Source organism: Altererythrobacter sp. TH136 (assembly GCF_007065885.1).
Taxonomy (GTDB): Bacteria; Pseudomonadota; Alphaproteobacteria; order Sphingomonadales; family Sphingomonadaceae; genus Tsuneonella.
Genome location: NZ_CP041409.1, coordinates 2,173,936 through 2,190,722, shown reverse-complemented (window position 1 = coordinate 2,190,722; position 16,787 = coordinate 2,173,936). Strand labels below are relative to the sequence as shown.

Here is a 16,787-nt window from a genome sequence, read left to right as displayed (position 1 = left end):
GATATTCTGCTTCGGATTTTTTCGCTGAAACTATTGAGTTGAACCGGGATTGTCCTGGCCTCCCTCGCCCCGTAGAGTTCCTGCGGAAGATCGACGGGGGGCACTTGCCGAGCGGAACCGAAGCCTTTTCACGAGTTAAGATCGACGCGCAGCTTCGTGACGTGGGCTGGGGCGTGGACGATGGCACGTCGGTTCGCTTCGAATACACCCTCTCCGACCGGACAAGGGCTGACTACGTCATGTGTAACCGGCATGGGCATCCCATCGCCGTGCTTGAGGCCAAGCGGACCCGCAAGAGCCCTAGGGAGGGCGAAGAGCAGGCGCGGCGCTATGCCGCCTTGCTCGATGTGCCTTTCATCTACCTCAGCAATGGCGAAGAGATGTGGGGCTGGGAACCGGCCGTGGAAGCTCATCCTCGCCGGATATCGACCCTCCCCTCGCAACTCGATCTTGAGCGCATGTTGGCGCTCCGGGAGCAGCGTCGCGATCCCTTGAGCGTCGAAATCGACAAGCGCATCGCTGGCCGCGACTACCAGATGGACTGCATCAACACGGTGTGCCGCGAGATCACGGTGGGCCGCCGAAAGATGCTCGTGGAGATGGCAACGGGCACCGGAAAGACGCGAACGGCGGCGGCGCTGATCAAGCGCCTGTTCGAGGCCGGGCAAGTCAACCGGGTGCTGTTCCTGGTGGACCGCATCACCCTCGCCAAGCAGGCCGAGGATGCGTTTGCCGAACACCTGCCCGAGTTCCCGGCCTATGTCTTGCGAAACGGTCGGCGGTTCCAGGACGAGAAGCGCATCACGATATCCACGCTGCAGACTTTCATCGGCGAATACCACAAGCTCCCCTCCTCCTATTTCCAGCTGGTCGTGGTCGATGAGTGCCACCGCTCGATCTACGGGAAGTGGTCGGGGACGTTGCGGCACTTCGACGCCCTGATGGTGGGTCTTACCGCGACGCCCTGCGTTGCGACCGAGGAGGTGGTGCGCAATGCGGAGGATGGGGCCTTCATCCGCGACACGCTGCGCTTCTTCGAACTGGAGCGTCCGACGTTCCGCTACGGACTCAAGCAGGCGATCCAGGAGGGGCATCTCCTGCCCTACAAGATTTACAAGGCGAAGACGGTCAAGACGGCTGCCGATGGCGGATTCGAGGTGCGCCGCGACGAACTGGATTGGAGCGCGATGGACGCCGAAACTCGCGAGGAGTTCGAGCGGCTGTTCGCGGGCGAGGACAAGATCACTGTCGATCCCAATGCGCTGGAGCGCAAGTTCACCATCCCAGAGCGCAACCGTGCGCTCGCCCGCGAATATCGCTCGGTGGTCGAGAATGGCTTCGTCGGGACCGACGGGGTCCGGCGGTATCCGATGGAGGGCAAGGCAATCGTCTTCGCGGTGACGAAGCGCCATGCCGAAACGCTGGCGTCATTGTTTGACCAGGAGTTCGCTGACCGGAAACCAAGCTCGGACGTGCGCTACGCTGACTATGTGGTTTCAGGCAGCGGGCCCGAGGACACTGTGGATTCCTTCGCCAAGATCGACCGGTTCAAGAAGGAAAAGTTCCCGCAGATACTCGTCTCGGTGAACATGCTAGATACCGGGTTCGATGCGCCGGAGGTAGTCCATCTCGTCATGGCGCGCTTCACAAAATCGGCGATCCTATACCAACAGATGCGCGGCCGAGGCACGCGGCGCGCTGATCACATCCGAAAGGTCAACTTCACGATCTTCGATTTCGTCGGAGTCACCGATTACCATGCCGACGATGAGAACCTGCCCGAGGGCGGCGTTGTGGTCATCAAGCCCCGGCCCGACGAGGCGACGGCCAGGCGCTTACTCGTCCTCGACGTGCACGATCACATCGATCCTACCACACGGGACTGGGTGACGCTGGACGCGGACGGCAACCTAATCCCCAACGACGCGAGCACGGCACACAAGGCGGAACTGGCGCTGCGCTTCGAGAGCTGGTTGTTGGATAAGAACTTCAACTCCGACCAGTTGCGACTGCTGCGGCTGGTCGAGAGCCAGATCGATGCCAACCCCGACATGACCAGCTTCGGCATCTACCGTTTCACCCAGCCGCCATTCTCGTTCAACGGAGGTGTCCAGAGGGCACGGCAGGTGTTCGGCGGGGACGAAGGATTGCGGGCGATGCTCGTCAGTCTCAACTCAAGTGTGTTTCCGACGGGCGGCGGCGACGCAAGCGACGTGCGCCCCTCTGCCCAGCCCAACTGACCCATTTAGGTCGTGACACCATGCCGATGACCCCCGAACTGCGCGGCCGCGTGGACCAGATACGCAACTACCTTTACGGCGGCGGCTTTCCGAACCCGGTGCTCAATGCCGAGCAGCTCGCGTTCCTGTTCTTCTTCTATCTGGTGGAGGGGCTGGACGCCGACAACGAGCTTCGCGCTCAGGCGACGGGCAAGGCCCATGAATCGATGTTCGCAGGCGAGTGGAAATTACGCAATCCGCTGAACGCGCCTGCAAAGGGCCAGGAGACGATCCCAGCCGAGCGCCTGCGGTGGTCCAAGTGGAGCGTTCTGGCAGGCGAACCGCTGGTGCGCTTCGTGCGCGACGAGGTGTTCCCCTTCTATGCCGAGGTGGCGGATCGTTCGGCCATGAACTTCATGGAGGGGGCGCGGCTTTCGATCGACGAGCCCACGGTGCTGACGCAGGTGGTGAGCCTCGTCGACCAGCTCCGGCTGGAGGAGCAGGACGCGGACACCAAGGGCGACCTTTTCGAGCACGTCCTGAAGCAGATCAAGCAGGCTGGTGAGCTGGGTCAGTTCCGAACTCCGCGCCACATCATCCGCGCCATTGTGGAGATGGTCGACCCGAAGGTCGGCGAAACGATCTATGATCCGGCAGCGGGCACGGCGGGCTTCATGGTGGCCGCATACAACCACATCCGGCTTGCCAACTCCTCGGTGGCGGGCGTCCATGCGGTGGAGGTGGACGGCAAGGTGCAACAGCGCGGCTGGGGCGACCGGCTTTCGGACGCAGAGAGCGCGAAGCTCCAGAACGGCACGTTCTTCGGCAATGACGTCGACCCGGCGCAAGTGCGGTTGGCGACAATGAACCTGACGCTGCGCGGCCTGCCCAATGTTCGCATCCTGCGGCGCAATGCGCTTACGCAGACGCTGGACCGGACGCAGAAGGCCGAACTGGGGTTACCGCTCGACGGCTTCGACGTGGTGCTCGCCAACCCGCCATTCTCCGGGCGGCTAGACCGTGACCGCGTGGTGGACGAGGTGAAGGTGGGGTCATCGACCGCGACCGAACTGCTGTTTCTCAAATATATGCTGGGGCAGCTCCGAGACGGAGGTCGCTGTGGAGTGATCGTTCCCGAGGGGGTTCTCTTCGGTTCCACAGGATCGCACCAGGAACTGCGCCGGCAGCTGTTGGACAACAATCGGCTGGAGGCGGTGATGAGCCTGCCCGGAGGCGTGTTCCAACCCTACAGCGGGGTGAAGACGAGCGTGCTGCTGTTCACCAAGGGCGGCACGACAGAGCGGGTGCTATTCCTTCACGCGGACGCAGACGGGTTCAAGCTAGACGCCAACCACGACACACCCGTGGAACCCGATGATCTGCCGGTGCTCGCGGAGGCGTATCGGGTCCGAGAGGCGCTTTGGGCCGAGTGGCAGGCGCGGGACGAGGAAGCAGAGTGGACCGCCAAGTGGTGGTGGGCGGATGCCGCAACGCTGCGCGCCAACGACAACAACTTCTCTGCTTCTCGCTACCGGCCACAGAGTCGCGCGCAGGTAGAGCATCGCGATCCTCTGGTGCTGCTGGACGAGCTGAAGGCCATCGCGGAGGAGATGGGTGAGGAGATCGAGGAGCTGGCAGCTAATCTACGGGAGTCGGCCAGTTGAGCTACCCAATCGTAGCACTCCGCGAGGTTACATCGCTCATTACGAAAGGCACCACACCCAAAACCTTGGGGCGGTCGTACATGGCCAGCGGCACGCCCTTCCTCAGAGGAGAGGATGTCAGGGGGTGGGCAGTTGAACCGGAAAGAGCATCCTTGTTCATTGATCGCGAGACTAACGAGCTGCTTCGCCGCTCGGTCATACTGCCTGGCGACATTCTTATCACCATTGCCGGTACTGTAGGCCGGGTTGGGTTTGTGCCTGAGGGCTCTCAGCCCATGAACTGCAATCAGGCGGTTGCTCTGGCACGCATTGATCGGTCTCGTATTGATCCGGAGTTCGCCTGCCTTGCGCTGCAATCCCCAAGCGTCAGGACGGCCATAAAGGCGCAGGGGACGACGGCCACAATCACCAACCTCAGCCTACAACAAGTCGGCGGATTTGCGCTGCCATTGCCGCCCCTCGACGAGCAACGGCGCCTCGTGGGCCTATTGTCCGGCGCGAAGGGGCTGAAGCGGCTGGCGGAAGAAGCGCAAGCGAAGGCTATCGAGCTGATCCCGGCGCTGTTCGTCGACATGTTTGGCGATCCGTCGGTGAACCCCAAGGGTTGGCCTACGTTCGAGCTAAAGGCGCTGGTGCATTTCGCAAGTGGCGGCACTCCTTCCAAGGGAGAGCCAGCATTCTGGGACGGGGCAATCCCGTGGGTTTCGGCAAAGGATATGAAGGCCGATCCACTGACTACGTCGCAAGACAGCCTAACCGATGCCGCGATTGAGCGCGGCGGTGCGAAGCTCGTTCCCGTAGGCAGTTGTGTGGTCGTGGTTCGAGGCATGATCCTCGCCCACACAGTTCCCATCCGGCAAACCTCGGTCCCGTTGGTCATCAACCAAGACCTCAAGGCGCTGATCCCCGGTGACAAGATCGACGGGTGTTATCTCAGATGGGCACTGCAATGCCTGCACCACCGCCTCTTGAGCCGAGTAACGACCGCTGGGCACGGGACGAAGAAGCTCGATTTAGAAGAGTTGACCGAACTCCAGATGCCGTTGCCGCCGTCGGCACTTCAACAGGCGTTCGCTGAACGAGCGCGAGAGGTGACGAGCATTCAACGGCTTTCCGAACAAGCCGCGAGCGCAGCCGAACGCACCAGTGACGCGCTCATGTCACGTCTGTTCGCCGCGTGACCCCTGCCGCGCCCCCATACCTTCCCAGAAGCGACGGGAAGCCAGTTCACGCCGCGCCTGGGACTGCGCTACGCGTTTCGCCTTCTCCTCCTCTGCCCGGAGGGCCTCTTGATGGGCGATCCTTTGCCGCCCATGCTGGCGTTCCAGTTCGCGGCGTTCGGCAGCCGCTTGACGTAACTTGCGGGCCTTCTTGCGATCCTTCGTCCAGTAGGCGGCCTTCAGCCGCTTCGCGTCGCAGGCGCGGCAACAGGATCGCAGGCAATCGGACTTGGATGCATCGCGGGCGAACGCCTCCAGAAGGCGATTTCGGCAACAAAGATGGCAATGCTTTCGCCCCGGCGGGGCGGCTTTTCGGGTTCGCGGCATAGGGGTTATCCGGGGTTGACGTGCAGAGAATGGCGAGGTTTCCCTCCCCTATAGTGCGTACTAATTACAACCCTCTGAAAACACACAACAACATCCGATCGGGTTTTCTCTCCCTTATCGACCTCGAATCATGCCTTTACGGCTCTCAGTAATGACCGAAGGTGTGCGTTGGTGCCGGGACGGATCGAGAAGGATCGTCGTCCTACCGGGATGGAAAAATGGGAAGGAGGGGGACGTTGAGAGAGGACGCAACCCTCCGTTCTTGCTCGGGCGAAGACCAGCCAGAAATGATGGGGTAGGCCCTAGCAGAGCCGAACCGGCCAAGGGTTCCATGATAGGCTAGGTTCATTGTTTGCCCCAACACGAACTCGGCCGAACGGGGGACGATGAAACTGTCATGGACAGGGAGGCAACAGATGCCCCTTCCGCGCAGGTAACCGAGGATTGCCGAAGCCATTTCGCTGTCTATCGCCTGAAGTTCCACGCCCCGGCCGCTCCTGAACCATCCGCTGATCGGCTGGTGCTCTGTCTCGATCAGCTGGAGCAAGGCCTTGTAGGTGTAACGGCGCGGAAGCCGGGCCAGTGCGCCCTTCGGAGCCTTGGGTTGCACGCCGGGGCCAGCATTGAGGAGCTGGTTGAACGCGGTCTTCACGACAGGGCGATAGGCCTCCCCCTCCAGCCCGGGCAGCACATAGGGGTCCGCCTCCGGCCCCAGCGGCATCCCTTCGAGGTGATAGCAGAGACGTGGGTGAAGCGATTTGAAATCCAGCTCCACCGTCTCCTCGCCATCGATTAGCAAGCGGGCGCGGTCTCGCTTCGGCAGCGCCTGCCACCAGCCGCCATAGAAGCGGCCGCCGTGATCCCACCGGCGGTTGTTGAATACGCGATAGAGCCGGGTGGCGGAGCGATCACGCGCATCCGGCCGGTCTTCCCTATCCACTTCGTCGTCGATCTCACCGGTCGACTCTTCCATGACCTCCAGGTCGATCCGAAAGGTCGTGAGGAATGCGTTGAAATCGCGAAGCTGCTCGCGCATCCGACGCGTCTCGATCGTGTCCCCATAGGGGACCAACCGCTTGTGACCGCGCGGACCTTCGGGGGCAGCCTTCAGGCGCACCAGCTCCGACCATTGAGAATAGCCGATGGACTCCGGGGTGATCCCAAAGGTGACCTCAAGCGCCTCAACAAGCGAAGGACGAGCGCGGAGGCGCGAGCGATAGCCCTTGCCGCCTGCGCCACCGAAGGCGTTGGGCGAACGGTCGTAGGAGCCGAGCTTGTGGTCGGCGAACCCGGCACGAACGAGAAAATCGGCCGCAGTGATGACCGCGGTCGCGCTGGCATCCGGGTGGACGTAGCGGTGGCTCGCACCGTAATCGTTGTTGCTTCGGGAGTAGGCGAGCCATCGCTCTGGATCGACTCTGAAGGCCCCGTAGAGGCCCAGCAGCATTGAGCCGAGAGTGCACCGCAAGCGATCCCTGTCCGCGCTCCTTCGGGCCTTCTGGCGACTCTCTGCGGCCTCTAGGAGGTCGAGGATATGATCGAGCGCGGCAGGCCAGCCGGGGGCGTCGCAGGAACGATCCCACGGAAAGGGCCGACTGTTCTCCAGATGCTGGCGGTCGCGCTCGCCGGGCAGTGTCGATTCTCTCATCAGACGAGCGCGATGCGGGGCAGCTTCTCGACCTCTATCGCCAAGTCGCGCACGGCCCACACGCCGTAACGCTGACCTTCGCTTGCCGGTGCATGGCCTTGGATTGCGTCGCGAGCCTCCTGCTCCATTCGGGCCGAACGTGCAGCCGTCTTGAACCGGTGCCGCCAGCCGTGGTTGGGGGCGACGTTGGGATCGTCCACGCCTAGAGAACGGACCCACTTGGCTAGCCGCTCGCCGACCTTCTTGAACTGCGGGTTCCCGTCGGAGCCCTTACGGTTTGCCTTGGGATCGTAGAAGATCGGACCTTCGGGCAGCGAAGTGACCAGCTCGACGAAGCCCTGCTCGACGAGGTGCGAATGGATCGGCACCTTGCGCGCCTGCTGGTTCTTCACGCCCCCGGCTTCAGGCGTAATGTGGATCAGCCAGATGCCGTCTTCCTCGAAGACGTCCTGCTTGCGGAGCTGGGTGATCTCGTTGACCCGCGCTCCGGTGTAAGCGCAGAGCCAAGGCGCCCAGCGGCGGGCACGAATTGACAACTCTGTCTGACGACCGTCACCCGTTGCGAGCGTCGCGTTGAGGATGGTCTTCGCCTCTTCGTCGCTGAATCCGGGGTCGCGCAGACGCTGGGCCTTGCCACCGCGCACCTTCAGGTTGACAGCCGGGTTATCCTCGACCCGCCGATTGTCCTTCGCCCATCCGAAGACTGCCTTCGCGGCCGAAAGGTATCCTTCCCGGACCGTCTTCGCCGAAAGCTTCCTCTCGAGTAGGAGATGGTCTTTCCAGCGGACGACGTCGTCGGCCGTGACCAGGGAAGCGTCATCATGCCCGACGAAGGCCGTGAGCGAGGTGATCATCCGCTTCCACGCCTTGACGGTAGCGGGAGCCGGGGCGCGTTCCGCAACATAGCCATCGAACAATGAAATGATCGTGGGCCCGTCCTTCGAGGGCTTGGTCGGAGTCTCTGTGACCGGCTGCCATTCGGGAAGCGTTGCGACCACCGGATCGGCACCGTAGTCGCCGCTCGCCCGCCGGATCATGAGATCGCAGAGCGACAGGTAGAGATCGGCCATGTCCTGCAACAGCCGTTCCCGACTGGCGTCCGTGATCGAGAGGGCTTCGGCATTGAGCAGCAAGTCGGCTTGTTTCCGAAGGTATGGCGTGATCCGCCATGGGCCTTCGTATGGCTCGCTGGAGTAGGCCGAGGCGTTGTCGGTTTCGGGGTAAAGCTCCTCGCGGGAAACCTCCCAGCCGATTACTTCACCCGGATCGTCGGACAGCTCCGCGACTTGCTCCCGATACCATCGACCCGCGAGTGCGCGGCTGTGGCGCTGACTCAACGATAGTGGCTCGTGCCGCTCGGTCGAACGCAAGGCCGCGATGCGGTCCTCGACGGCCATGAGCCATGCTGCGAACTCTGCGCGTGCTTGCGTGTGATTGAGGGAGGCCGGCCAAGTCGGCTTGTCCTCGCGCTTGCCATAGGCTTCGCGGATGTCTGCCGGGATGACCTTTCGTGCCGTCCAGAGACCCGTGGATGTTCGCGAAAGCTTCGCCATTCGTAGTGCCATTTGGACCGTCCTTTGTACTTGGACGGCTGAACAAACCTCTGAAAATCAGTATCTATTTCGACGCACAGGCCTTTTCAAGTGCGTGGCGGAGAGGGTGGGATTCGAACCCACGGTACGGTTGCCCGTACACCGCATTTCGAGTGCGGCGCGTTCGACCACTCTGCCACCTCTCCGCAAGAGCTCGTGCGCTTGACCCCCGAGGGGGGTCTGGTCGAAACGAGCGCGCCGCCTAGCCGAGCGTTTCGGGCTTGCCAAGTCCCCAACTGAACCGGGCGGGGAACAAGCGGGCGGCGGCGCTTGTTTGATGTGTGCAGAGGCTTATATTTCACCCATGGATCGTTCGCAGTTCTTTTCCCCCACCGCCGGCCGCACGATCGAGGCGCCGCGCCACTCCTCGACCCGCTTCGGCGTGGGCGAAGTGGTCCGGCATCGCCTGTTCGATTTCCGCGGAGTGGTGTTCGATATCGATCCGGTGTTCGCCAACAGCGACGAATGGTACGAATCGATTCCCGCCGCGGTCCGGCCCAACAAGGACCAGCCATTCTACCACCTGCTGGCCGAGAATTCGGACAGCAGTTACGTGGCCTACGTCAGCCAGCAGAACCTGGTGCATGACGCGGAGAACGGACCGGTCGATCACCCGCAAGTGCCCGAACTGTTCGAAACGTTCGACGAAGGCCGCTACCGCCTGCGCCGCGGGCTGACGCACTGACGCCGCGCGTCAGCTCTTCAGCTTCCACCCCGATCGCAGGATCATGTAGGTGCCGAGCGCCAGCAGCGCGTTGAATACGCCCAGGCCCACCGCGCCATGGAACACCGCCATGTTGGTGTCACCGATGTCGCTGCGGCCCAGGAACCCGAACCGGAAGCCGCTGATCACATAGAAGAACGGATTGGCCCGGCTGATCGCTTGGAACGCCGGCGCGAGGTTGTCGATCACATAGAACGTGCCCGACAGCAGGCTGAGCGGCGCGACCACGAAGTTGGTCACCGCCGCCGCGTGGTCGAACTTTTCCGCCCAGATCGACGTCAGCAGCCCTAGCACCGCCAGCATGATCGCCCCCATCAGGCCGAACCAGGCCACCGCCCACGGGTGCGCCATATGCAGTGACACGCCGGGAAACAGCAGCATCGCCGCCCCCACCGCCAGGCCGACGGCGATCGCGCGGGTGACCGCGGCGCCGACGATCCCCGCCATCAGCTCGCCGTTGGACAGCGGTGGCATCAGCAGGTCGATGATGGTGCCCTGGATCTTGCCCGACAGGAAACTGAAGCTGGAATTGGCGAATGCGTTCTGCATCATGCCCATCACGATCAGCCCCGGCGCCACGAACGAGGCGAACGGCACGCCCAGCACTTCGCGGCCCGACCGGCCGGTTCCGCTCAGCGCGACGGTGAAAATGACCAGAAACAGCAGCGTGGTGACCGCCGGAGCCCAGATCGTCTGGGTCTGCACCTTGAGAAACCGGCGCACCTCCTTCATATAGAGGCTCCACAGGCCGATCCGATTGAGACCCTGGATGACCGGCGTGCCCCGCGGGTGGAACGACTGGCGCAGCGCGCCTTCGCTTCCAGCGGCAGGCGCGGCGGATGACAGGGACTGGACTTGATCGGCCATGGCGCCGCGACTAGGGCCAAGCGCCCCCTGAAGCAACCGCCGCTCGAACACCGACAGGACGAAATCGACCCGATGAGCTGGACCGACGAACGCATCGCGACCCTGAAGAAGATGTGGGAAGGCGGCGCCACCGCCAGCCAGATCGCCGACGAGCTTGGCGGGGTCAGCCGCAACGCCGTGATCGGCAAGGCGCACCGCCTGGGGCTGAAGGCGCGCCCTTCCCCGGTCAAGCCGAACGAAGACAAGCCCGAGGCGAAGAAGGCGGCCCCTGTGCCTGCGCCCGCTGCTGCGGCGGCGCGGCCCGCGGTCAAGCGCCCGGTCGCCGCGGCGCCCGCGCCGCGCGAGCCCGAGCCGCAGCCCGCTCCGTCACCGGCGGCGGCCAGCGCCACGCCCAGCCAGCCGATCCCCAATTCCACCTCCATGCCCAAGATCGTCTCGGTCGGGCCGGGCGGGTTCCTGCGCCAGGGTCCGGGCGATCAGCAGCCGCCGATCCCGCCCGCGCCGCCGCGCCGGCTGGTCCCCGCCAAGCCCAGCGCCGATATCGCGGACAAGACCTCGCTGCTCGATCTCAACGACAAGGTGTGCCGTTGGCCGATGGGCCACCCGGGCGAGGCGGACTTCCACTTCTGCGGTGAAGCGGTGAACCCCGGTTTCCCCTATTGCGTGCAGCATTGCGGCCGCGCGTATCAGGCGCAGCTGCCGCGGGGTGCCCGCCGGCCCCCTCCGCCGCTGCCATTCGGCGGCCCGCGGGTTCGCTAAACCAGTTTCAGGCCCGGTGGTCGCCAGACTGCCGGGCCTTTTTGCTGACCGAGAGGATAACCGATGCCGCTTTCGCTTCACGCCGCTTTCGTCCCCGGCGCCCTGCAGATGCTGGGCACCACGCACGGGCTGATCGACAAGGCGGAGGCGTGGTGCGGCGAACAGGGCAGCGATGCGTCCGCGCTGATCGGCGCGTGCCTGCACGACCAGATGCTGCCGTTCGCCTATCAGGTGAAAAGCGTGGCCGACCACACCGGCGGCGCGATCGAGGGGCTGCGCGCCGGAGTGTTCTCTCCGGCCATGGAAGCGCCGCCGCAAGACTTTGCGGGATTGCGCGCCAAGCTCAACGCAGCGATCGCCACGTTGGAAGCGGTCACCGAAGACGAACTGGAAGGCATGATCGGCGCGCCGATGCTGTTCCAGATGCGCGACTTCAAGATGCCGTTCACGGCCGAGAACTTCCTGCTCAGCTTCAGCCAGCCGAATTTCTATTTTCACGCCGCGACGGCGTACGACATCCTGCGGATGAAGGGGCTCAGCATCGGCAAGCGCGACTTCCTCGGCCGAATGCGTCTCGCCAGCTAACGCCGGGGCTCAGGGCTTCCGGGCAAACCAGATCGTGTGGCGCGGCCCCTTGTTGTTGGGGCGTGCGCGGACGAACCGTTCCTCCACCTCCAGCCCCGCGTCCTGGAGGCGGCGGGTGAACTTGGGGTCAGGGCCGGCAGACCACACCGCCAGCAAGCCGCCGGGGTTGAGCGCGTCGCGCGCGCGAGCGATGCCGGTGCGGGTATAGAGGCGCTCGTTACCCGTGCGCACGATCCCGTCAGGGCCGTTGTCGACGTCAAGCAGGATAGCATCGTACGCCGCGCTCGTGCCGTCGCCCGCGTCATCGATCAGCGCGGCCACGTCACATAGCTCGATCCGGGCGCGGGGATCGGCCAGGCTGTCGCCGGTCAGGTCCGCCAGCGGTCCCTTGGCCCAGTCGAGGATTTCCGGCACGATCTCGGCCACCGTGACCGATCCGTGCGGTCCCAGCGCCGCCAGCGCGGCCCGCAGGGTAAAGCCCATCCCGTAGCCGCCGATCAGCAGACGCGCGTTCGGCTTGCCCAAGCGCTCGATCGTCAATTCGGCAAGCTGCTCTTCGGAAAAGCGCATCCGCGTGCCCATCAGCTCGTCGCGGCCGAGCATGACGATGTGATCGGTGCCATGGCGCACCAGCGTCAGCGTGTCGCCATCGGGGATGCGCGCGGTGGCGATCGTTTCGCGGGGTAGCATGGCAGCCTCCTCGCAGGCGCCAACGCAAAAGAAAAGGGCCGCCGGATCTCTCCGGCGGCCCTTCCCGATTTGCGTCTTGGTTCAGCGAACCGGATCAGTCCTTGAGGAAGTCCGGGATGTGGCTCTCGCCGCCGCCGTTCGAAGGACGGTCGTCGCGGTCGCGCCGGGGTCCCCGGTCGCCGCCGCCGTCACGGCGCGGGCCGCGATCGCCGCCGCCGCGTCCGCCGCGGTCACCACCGCCACTGCGGGGTCCGCGACGATCGCCGCCACGGTCACCGCCGCCCGAACGGGGCTCACGCGGTTCGCGCGGCGGACGGGTGTCCTCCAGCTCGGCGCCGGTTTCCTGGTCGACGACGCGCATCGACAAGCGAACCTTGCCGCGCTGGTCGATCTCGAGGACCTTGACCTTCACTTCCTGGCCTTCGGAGACGACATCGGTCGGCTTCTCCACCCGCTCGTTCTTCATTTCGCTGACATGGACCAGACCGTCCTTGCCGCCCATGAAGTTCACGAACGCGCCGAAATCGACGATGTTGACGACCTTGCCGTCGTAGATCTTGCCGACTTCGGCCTCTTCCACGATGCCCGAGATCCACTTGCGCGCGGCCTCGATCTGGCTGAGGTCGCTCGAGCTGATCTTGATCAGGCCCTCGTCGTCGATGTCGACCTTGGCGCCGGTTTCAGCGACGATCTCGCGGATCACCTTGCCGCCGGTGCCGATGATGTCGCGGATCTTCGACTTGTCGATCTGCATCGTCTCGATGCGCGGCGCGTGCGCCGACAGCTCGGTGCGGGCTTCGCCCAGCGCCTTCTGCATCTCGCCCAGGATGTGCGCGCGGCCGGCCTTGGCCTGGCCCAGCGCCGCCTCGAAGATCTCGCGAGTGATCCCGGCGACCTTGATGTCCATCTGCATCGTGGTGATGCCTTCGGACGTGCCGGCGACCTTGAAGTCCATGTCGCCCAGGTGATCCTCGTCGCCGAGGATGTCGCTGAGCACGGTGAACTCGTCACCTTCCAGGATCAGGCCCATCGCGATGCCCGAAACCGGGCGCGTGATCGGCACGCCGGCGTCCATCAGAGCGAGGCTGCCGCCGCAGACCGTCGCCATCGACGAAGATCCGTTGGACTCGGTGATGTCGGACACCACGCGGATCGTGTAGGGGAACTCTTCCTTCGCCGGCAGCACCGCCCGCAGCGCCCGCCAGGCGAGCTTGCCGTGGCCGGTATCGCGGCGCGAGGGGGCGCCGAAACGGCCCACTTCACCGACCGAATAGGGCGGGAAGTTATAGTGCAGCATGAAGTTCGAGTAGGAGAGACCCTCCAGCCCGTCGATCATCTGCTCGCTGTCCTTTGTGCCCAGGGTCGCGGTGCAGATCGCCTGCGTCTCGCCGCGGGTGAACAGTGCCGAGCCGTGCGCGCGGGGCAGGATGTGGACCATCGATTCGATCGGGCGGACCTGGTCGGTCTTGCGCCCGTCGATGCGGGTGCCGTCCTTGAGGATCGCCTTGCGGACGATGTCGCTTTCCAGGCTCTTCACCAGCTTGATGCGGCCCATGTATCCGGCCGGATCGCCTGCTTCGAGGTGCGCGAAGTGCTCGCGCGCCTTGGTGCGGGCTGCGTTGATGGCGTTCTGCCGTTCCGACTTGTTGGTCAGCTTGTAGGCGGCGGCGAGGTCTTCGCCGATGACCGAGCGCAGCTCTTCCAGCGTCTCGGCCTTGCCTTCGACCTTGTCGACCGCCCAGGGATCCTTGGCAGCCTGTTCAGCAAGGTCGCAGATCAGGCCGACGACCTTCTTGATCTCGTCGTGCGCGAACAGCACCGCGCCGAGCATGACCTCTTCCGACAGCTCCTTTGCTTCGGATTCGACCATCATCACCGCGTTGCCGGTGGCGGCCACGACCAGGTCGAGCGCGCCGGCGGCCGCTTCGGGCTGGCGCGGGTTGAGGGTGTATTCACCGTCGACATAACCGACGCGCGCGGCGCCGATCGGGCCCATGAACGGCACGCCCGAAATGGTCAGCGCGGCCGAGGCGGCGATCATCGCGACGATGTCGGGCTCGACCTCGCCGTCGAAGCTCAGCACCTGGGCGATGACGTTGATCTCGTTGTAGAACCCTTCGGGGAACAGCGGGCGGACCGGACGGTCGATCAGGCGGCTGGTCAGCGTTTCCTTTTCGGTCGCCCCGCGCTCACGCTTGAAGAAGCCGCCCGGAATGCGCCCGGCGGCGAAGAACTTTTCCTGATAGTGGACGGTGAGGGGGAAGAAGTCCTGCCCCTCCTTGACCGACTTGGCGGCGGTCACGGCGCACAGCACCACGGTTTCGCCATAGGTGGCGAGAACCGCGCCATCGGCCTGGCGGGCGATACGCCCGGTTTCCAGGGTGAGGGTCTTGCCGCCCCACTCCATCGATACAGTCTTGGTGTCGAACATTACGTTTTCCTTCGTGACCCGCACGGCCGTATTGCGGTGCGGGGCCTCTGATCCGGGTAAGCCGTCCCGGTCCGGTGCGGGGCTCGTCTGTCGCCCCAGGGCCGGGCGGGCCGAATGCCCGCGAGCCCGAATGCAAGAAGGGCGGCCCTGAAGCCGCCCTTCCCGCGAACCTTACTTGCGAAGCCCGAGCTTCGCGATCAGCGCATTGTACCGCTCGACGTCGATCTTCTTGAGATAGGCGAGCAGCGTGCGGCGCTTGTTGACCATCATCAGCAGCCCGCGCCGCGAATGGTTGTCCTTGTGGTGGCCCTTGAAGTGGTCGGTGAGGTTGCGGATACGCTCGGTGAGGATCGCGACCTGCACTTCGGGAGATCCGGTATCGCCGTCTTGACGGGCGTTATCCTTGATGACCTCTTGCTTCTTTTCGGCGGTAATCGTCATAAGTCTTCATCTTTCGCGGCATCGGGGAGGTTGAAGCCGCGGACGACGGTCGTCGTCCCCCCGCGGGTTTCCATCAACGCGACCGGCACGCCGGCGTATCGCGCTAGGAACAGCCCGTCGGGCAAGGCTTGATCGAACAAGACCCGGCCCTGTCGGGCCGCCTGCGCGCTTGTTCGATCGAGGTCATGGGCCGGGATACCGTCCAGCCCAGCCTCCAGCGGCAGGAGGTGGTCTTCAAGGCGCGCGCCGTTGCCGATTTCGTTCAGCAAGTCCAGCGAAATCGCCTGCGCCTGCCCGAACGGACCCGCCTGCGTGCGCCTGAGATAGGTCACGTGGCCGACCGTCCCCAGCGCGCGTGCGATGTCCCGTGCCAGGGAGCGGATGTACGTACCCTTGCTGACGTGAGCACGCAGGGTGATCCGGCCCGCCTGCGCCGCGTCGATCGCCCCGAGGTCGAACACGGTCACGGACCGCATCGCCAGTTCCACCTCCTCGCCCGCCCGGGCGAGGTCGTAGGCCCGCCGCCCGCCGACTTTCAGCGCCGAATAAGCCGGCGGAACCTGCTCGATCGGGCCGGTGAAGCGCGGCAGCACCGCTTCGACCTCTTCCGCGGTCGGCAGCCGGTCGGAGCGGGCGACCACCGCGCCCTCGGTGTCGAGCGTGTCGGTTTCCTCGCCGAAGGCAATCGTGAACTCGTACACCTTGCTCGCATCGAGCATCCGCCCGGCGAGCTTGGTCGCCTCCCCCAGCGCGATCGGAAGCACGCCTTCGGCCAGCGGGTCGAGCGTGCCGCCGTGGCCGATCTTGACCTTGCCGTACCCGGCCTGCCGCAGCACCCGCTTGACCGCCGCGACCCCTTGCGTGGAGCCGAGCCCGCGCGGCTTGTCGAGGATCAGCCAGCCCGATACCGCGGCAAGCGGCTGGTCAGGCACCCGCCACCCAGCCCGCCAGGGTCAGGAACTGCCCCCGCACCCATTCGACCGGGGGGCCGACGGTGTTCTCGATGATCCCGGCCTCAGGGAACGCCCAGGTCGCCGCGATCAGCGCGATGAACAGCAGCATCCCCAAGTTGCGCAGCTTGGCATAGTGATGCGCCAGGCTGCGCGGCAGCAGCCCCTCGACGATGTGGGAGCCGTCGAACGGCGGGATCGGCAGCAGGTTGAACAGCGCGAGGAATACGTTGATCGTGATGAATAGGAGCAGCCCGCCGATCACAAACTCATTCGCCTCGGTCGGCACGGCGATCGCGCCAGCATACAGACCGAGCGCGATCGCGCCGAGCGCGCCCAGCAGGATGTTGGTCCCGGGTCCCGCGGCGGCGACCAGCATCATGCCTAGCCGCGGGTTGTCCAGCCGGGCGAAGTTGACCGGCACCGGCTTGGCCCAGCCGAAGATCGGCCCGCCGATCAGCGCCATCGCGCCCGGCACCAGCAGCGTGCCGATGGGATCGACGTGGAGAATGGGGTTGAGGCTCAGCCGCCGCGCTTCCTTCGCGGTGGGATCGCCCAGCGCCAGCGCCGCCCAGCCGTGCGCCACTTCGTGAAACACGATGGCGACGATCAGGCAGGGTATCAGCAGCAGGGCGAGTTGAAGGGTTTCAGACATCAATGCTTTCCGGGT

The 16,787-nt window shown here is 64.7% G+C and carries 15 protein-coding genes and 1 tRNA gene; 6 read left to right on the top strand and 10 right to left on the bottom strand.

What is annotated here, in order from left to right; genetic code table 11:
• Positions 1–161 precede the first annotated feature (161 nt).
• Genes C0V74_RS10635 through C0V74_RS10625 form a run of 3 tightly spaced genes read left to right on the top strand, consistent with a single transcriptional unit; the run spans position 162 to position 5,064 of the window.
• Positions 162–2,240 carry a DEAD/DEAH box helicase family protein gene (locus tag C0V74_RS10635; RefSeq protein ID WP_210413406.1) on the top strand — a complete coding sequence of 693 codons (2,079 nt, stop codon included), beginning with the start codon at positions 162–164 and terminating at the stop codon, positions 2,238–2,240.
• Positions 2,241–2,260: 20 nt separating this feature from the next.
• Positions 2,261–3,883, top strand: a complete 1,623-nt coding sequence (locus C0V74_RS10630; RefSeq protein ID WP_143251734.1) for an N-6 DNA methylase — start codon at positions 2,261–2,263, stop codon at positions 3,881–3,883.
• The gene (locus tag C0V74_RS10625; protein WP_143251733.1) at positions 3,880–5,064 is read left to right on the top strand and encodes a restriction endonuclease subunit S; all 1,185 of its coding nucleotides are present in this window, start codon (positions 3,880–3,882) and stop codon (positions 5,062–5,064) included. The genes C0V74_RS10630 and C0V74_RS10625 overlap by 4 nt, the downstream gene beginning before the upstream one ends.
• Here C0V74_RS10625 and C0V74_RS10620 read toward each other — a convergent pair.
• The 4 genes from C0V74_RS10620 to C0V74_RS10605 all read right to left on the bottom strand — a co-directional run bounded on the left by C0V74_RS10620 (position 5,044) and on the right by C0V74_RS10605 (position 8,816).
• The gene (locus tag C0V74_RS10620) at positions 5,044–5,430 is read right to left on the bottom strand and encodes a hypothetical protein (protein WP_143251732.1); all 387 of its coding nucleotides are present in this window, start codon (positions 5,428–5,430) and stop codon (positions 5,044–5,046) included. The genes C0V74_RS10625 and C0V74_RS10620 overlap by 21 nt on opposite strands.
• Positions 5,431–5,632: 202 nt before the next feature.
• Positions 5,633–6,877 carry a hypothetical protein gene (locus tag C0V74_RS10615; protein ID WP_143251731.1) on the bottom strand — a complete coding sequence of 415 codons (1,245 nt, stop codon included), beginning with the start codon at positions 6,875–6,877 and terminating at the stop codon, positions 5,633–5,635.
• 200 nt (positions 6,878–7,077) lie between these two features.
• Positions 7,078–8,643, bottom strand: a complete 1,566-nt coding sequence (locus C0V74_RS10610) for a site-specific integrase (RefSeq protein WP_143251730.1) — start codon at positions 8,641–8,643, stop codon at positions 7,078–7,080.
• Positions 8,644–8,726: 83 nt separating this feature from the next.
• Positions 8,727–8,816, bottom strand: a tRNA-Ser gene (locus C0V74_RS10605).
• A 158-nt stretch (positions 8,817–8,974) separates the two neighbouring features.
• On the opposite strand from C0V74_RS10605, the gene hspQ reads away from it, so the two are divergent.
• Positions 8,975–9,355: a heat shock protein HspQ gene (gene hspQ / locus C0V74_RS10600; RefSeq protein WP_131626186.1), complete on the top strand. Its 381-nt coding sequence runs from the start codon at positions 8,975–8,977 to the stop codon at positions 9,353–9,355.
• Positions 9,356–9,364: 9 nt separating this feature from the next.
• Here hspQ and C0V74_RS10595 read toward each other — a convergent pair whose 3' ends face one another.
• Positions 9,365–10,261, bottom strand: a complete 897-nt coding sequence (locus C0V74_RS10595; RefSeq protein WP_143251729.1) for an ABC transporter permease — start codon at positions 10,259–10,261, stop codon at positions 9,365–9,367.
• A gap of 72 nt (positions 10,262–10,333) precedes the next feature.
• Here C0V74_RS10595 and C0V74_RS10590 point away from each other — a divergent pair, with 72 nt between their 5' ends.
• Both C0V74_RS10590 and C0V74_RS10585 read left to right on the top strand, forming a co-directional pair.
• Positions 10,334–11,020 (top strand): GcrA family cell cycle regulator, encoded by a 687-nt coding sequence (locus C0V74_RS10590; RefSeq protein WP_143251728.1) that lies wholly within the window; start codon positions 10,334–10,336, stop codon positions 11,018–11,020.
• A gap of 63 nt (positions 11,021–11,083) precedes the next feature.
• Positions 11,084–11,605: a DUF1993 domain-containing protein gene (locus C0V74_RS10585; RefSeq protein WP_143251727.1), complete on the top strand. Its 522-nt coding sequence runs from the start codon at positions 11,084–11,086 to the stop codon at positions 11,603–11,605.
• A 9-nt stretch (positions 11,606–11,614) separates the two neighbouring features.
• On the opposite strand, the gene C0V74_RS10580 is transcribed toward C0V74_RS10585, so the two are convergent.
• From C0V74_RS10580 to C0V74_RS10560, 5 genes are all read right to left on the bottom strand, one after another.
• On the bottom strand, positions 11,615–12,295 hold the full coding sequence (locus C0V74_RS10580) for a spermidine synthase (RefSeq protein ID WP_131626189.1): 681 nt from the start codon (positions 12,293–12,295) through the stop codon (positions 11,615–11,617).
• A 94-nt stretch (positions 12,296–12,389) separates the two neighbouring features.
• A complete protein-coding gene (gene pnp, locus C0V74_RS10575) occupies positions 12,390–14,726 on the bottom strand; it encodes a polyribonucleotide nucleotidyltransferase (protein ID WP_143251726.1) in 2,337 nt (778 codons plus the stop codon).
• Positions 14,727–14,897: 171 nt separating this feature from the next.
• A complete protein-coding gene (gene rpsO / locus C0V74_RS10570; RefSeq protein ID WP_131626191.1) occupies positions 14,898–15,167 on the bottom strand; it encodes a 30S ribosomal protein S15 in 270 nt (89 codons plus the stop codon).
• A complete protein-coding gene (gene truB / locus C0V74_RS10565; protein WP_143251725.1) occupies positions 15,164–16,099 on the bottom strand; it encodes a tRNA pseudouridine(55) synthase TruB in 936 nt (311 codons plus the stop codon). The genes rpsO and truB overlap by 4 nt, the downstream gene beginning before the upstream one ends.
• The gene (locus C0V74_RS10560) at positions 16,092–16,772 is read right to left on the bottom strand and encodes a site-2 protease family protein (RefSeq protein WP_143251724.1); all 681 of its coding nucleotides are present in this window, start codon (positions 16,770–16,772) and stop codon (positions 16,092–16,094) included. The genes truB and C0V74_RS10560 overlap by 8 nt, the downstream gene beginning before the upstream one ends.
• Positions 16,773–16,787: the final 15 nt, after the last annotated feature.